Origin of the sequence: Thermaurantimonas aggregans (assembly GCF_003851885.1) — a bacterium.
Classification (GTDB): domain Bacteria; phylum Bacteroidota; class Bacteroidia; order Flavobacteriales; family Schleiferiaceae; genus Thermaurantimonas; species Thermaurantimonas aggregans.
Genome location: NZ_BHZE01000046.1, coordinates 1 through 2,837, shown reverse-complemented (window position 1 = coordinate 2,837; position 2,837 = coordinate 1). Strand labels below are relative to the sequence as shown.

Here is a 2,837-nt window from a genome sequence, read left to right as displayed (position 1 = left end):
TTTGCCGGGTTGCTGTTTAAAGACTACTCGCCTCACTTAAAATGTCTATGATGGCTCTAATTTACTTCAATTAAGGGTTTTATCAAAATAAAAAAGAAGGCGTCCTTTACTTTTTGGACACCTTCATGCATTAAGTATTTTGTAAAGTCTGATTAAACATGCCAATCGTGTGGCTTGCGCCAGATGCTGGAAAGGATCAGTTCGCGCATGTAGAAGAATTCTTTCGGCATCTTGTCGTACATGGTTTCGAAGAGCTCTTGATGCGAAAGAATTTCCCTCTTCCATTCATCAGTGTCGATGCGCATCACTTCTTCAAACTGTTCTTGTGAATAGTCGAGCCCTGTCCAATCGATATCCTTATAACGCGGCATCCAGCCTATGGGACTTTCTACGGCTGACGTTTGACCGCTTGAGCGCTGGAAGATCCATTTGAGCACACGCATGTTTTGGCCGAAGCCAGGCCAGAGAAACTGTCCGTCTTTTCCCTTTCTGAACCAGTTGACAGCAAAGATTCTGGGCGGATTTTTCAGTTTTCGACCAAAGTCAAGCCAGTGATTAAAATAGTCAGCCATATGATAGCCTGCGAACGGAAGCATCGCAAAGGGATCACGGCGCACTTTGCCAATTTGACCGAAAGCTGCGGCCGTCATCTCTGAGCCCATAGTGGCGGCTGTGTAAACGCCAAAGTTCCAGTTAAAAGCCTGATATACAAGAGGCACGGTATTACTTCTGCGGCCTCCGAAGATGAAGGCCGAAATGGGCACACCTTCCGGATTTTCCCACTCGCTGTCGATAGCCGGGTTTTGACTGGCCGCTACAGTAAACCGGGAGTTAGGATGTGCACATGGCTCGCCTGAGTTTGGGTCATGTACTTGACCTTTCCAGTTGATTGTGCCTTCAGGCATGGGCCAGCCAATGCCCTCCCACCACACGTCGCCATCAGGTGTAACCCCCACATTGGTAAAAATGGTGTTTTTACTAATGGTAGCCATCGCATTCGGATTCGTGAGAGCACTGGTGCCAGGCGCTACCCCGAAGTAACCTGCTTCAGGATTGATAGCATAGAGCCTGCCATCTTTTCCCTCACGTATCCAGGCGATGTCATCACCTACGGTTGTCACCTCCCAGCCTTCAAAACCTTTGGGAGGAATGAGCATGGCGAAGTTGGTCTTACCACAGGCACTCGGAAAAGCTGCAGCTACATATTTTTTATTGCCTTCTGGGCTTTTGACTCCGAGTATTAGCATATGTTCTGCCAGCCATCCTTCATCGCGTCCCATCACTGATGCAATGCGAAGGGCGAAACACTTCTTACCAAGCAATGCATTGCCGCCATATCCTGATCCATACGACCAGATACTGCGTTCTTCAGGAAAGTGTACAATGTATTTTACAGTAGGATTACATGGCCACTTTGAATCTTCCTGACCTGGCTCAAGCGGAGCACCTACAGAGTGAACCGCCTCTACATACTCACCATCGGTGCCCAATCGATCGATCACGGCTCTACCCATGCGCGTCATCAGGCGCATATTTACTACCACATATTCGCTGTCGGTCACTTGCACTCCTATTTGAGATAGTGGTGAGTCGATAGGTCCCATGCAGAAGGGTATGACGTACATGGTACGACCCCGCATAGCCCCGTTAAACAAGGGCTGTAACGTTGCTTTCATTTCTGCTGGAGCCATCCAGTTATTTGTGGGTCCGGCATCTTCTTGTCTTAGGCTACAGATAAAAGTGCGGTCTTCTACGCGAGCTACGTCTGAAGGGTCAGAAAAGCATGCATAGCTTCCGGGGCGCTTTTCCGGATTGAGGGGGATAAATGTCCCTTTTTTTACCAAGGCATCGCACATAGCCTGATATTCCTCATCCGATCCATCACACCAGTGCACCCTGTCGGGTTTTAGCAGGTCTTGCATTTCCTTGACCCAATTGAGCAATTTCGTGTGTTTCACTTCTTTGGAATAGTCGCTCATTTGAATTGAATTAAGTTGAACAAATGTGGGTGCGAAAATAGAATTCCAGATGGCTATTCTAATTTTCGGGGGCTAAAGTAAAACCGCATTTTTAGTGATGTGGCTGACAATTGTCAATTATGCCAACTCTTACAAGAAAGTGTAAGAGTACTTAGCTGAATTGCTGTTTTTAGAATAAAGTAAAATCCCTGAATGCTCAGTACACTCAGGGATATTGTTAAAATAGGTTTTCTGAAAAATAAATTCTGACTAACTACCTTACAGCGAAGTAAAATTAAATTGCTTTTTTGTTCAGCAGTTGTTCGTCGATGGCTTTTTTGAAGATGCTTTTCGGCAGAGCACCAGGCTGCATCATGGGCAAGCCTTCCATTGGAATGAACAAAAAGGTAGGTATGCTCTGAATGCCAAAGACGGCAGCGAGCTCGTCTTCTACTTCAGTATCTACTTTATATATGTCGATTTTACCGGCATATTCTTCTGAAAGTTCTTCCAATACGGGGGCTACCATGCGGCAGGGCGCACACCAATCGGCATAAAAATCGATCAATGCAGGCTTATCGCCTTTGTATTTCCATTCAGTCTCTTTGGTATAGTCAAAGATGTTTTCTTTAAAAGCTTCGGTGGTGAGTTTTTTGGTTGGCATAAGATGTTAAAAATTTGTGCAAAGGACTTACAATTTTCCAATGAATCAGGTAATTTGAGTTACGAAGGGCACATATTAAACTCTTCTTAACAAAAAAGAAGCTGTCCTAAAAGAGGGCAGCTTTTTTTTATCAGTTTTTAAATGGTATTTAATGTTACAAAAAATGAATTAGACTTAAAGCAGGTTTTTGGTAGTGATATTTCAAAAAATTGATT

At 44.8% G+C, this 2,837-nt stretch carries 2 protein-coding genes; both read right to left on the bottom strand.

Annotation, left to right across the window (positions count from 1 at the left end; all coding sequences use genetic code 11):
• Window positions 1-152: 152 nt before the first annotated feature.
• A complete protein-coding gene (locus tag EIP89_RS11365; RefSeq protein WP_124398804.1) occupies window positions 153-1,979 on the bottom strand; it encodes a phosphoenolpyruvate carboxykinase (GTP) in 1,827 nt (608 codons plus the stop codon).
• 274 nt (window positions 1,980-2,253) lie between these two features.
• Window positions 2,254-2,622 (bottom strand): thioredoxin, encoded by a 369-nt coding sequence (gene trxA / locus EIP89_RS11360; protein WP_124398803.1) that lies wholly within the window; start codon window positions 2,620-2,622, stop codon window positions 2,254-2,256.
• Window positions 2,623-2,837 lie beyond the last annotated feature (215 nt).

Excerpts from the sequence above, each read along its gene's own strand:
- EIP89_RS11365 (WP_124398804.1), bottom strand. The coding sequence starts at position 1,979 with ATGAGCGACTATTCCAAAGAAGTGAAACACACGAAATTGCTCAATTGG.
- trxA (WP_124398803.1), bottom strand. The coding sequence starts at position 2,622 with ATGCCAACCAAAAAACTCACCACCGAAGCTTTTAAAGAAAACATCTTT.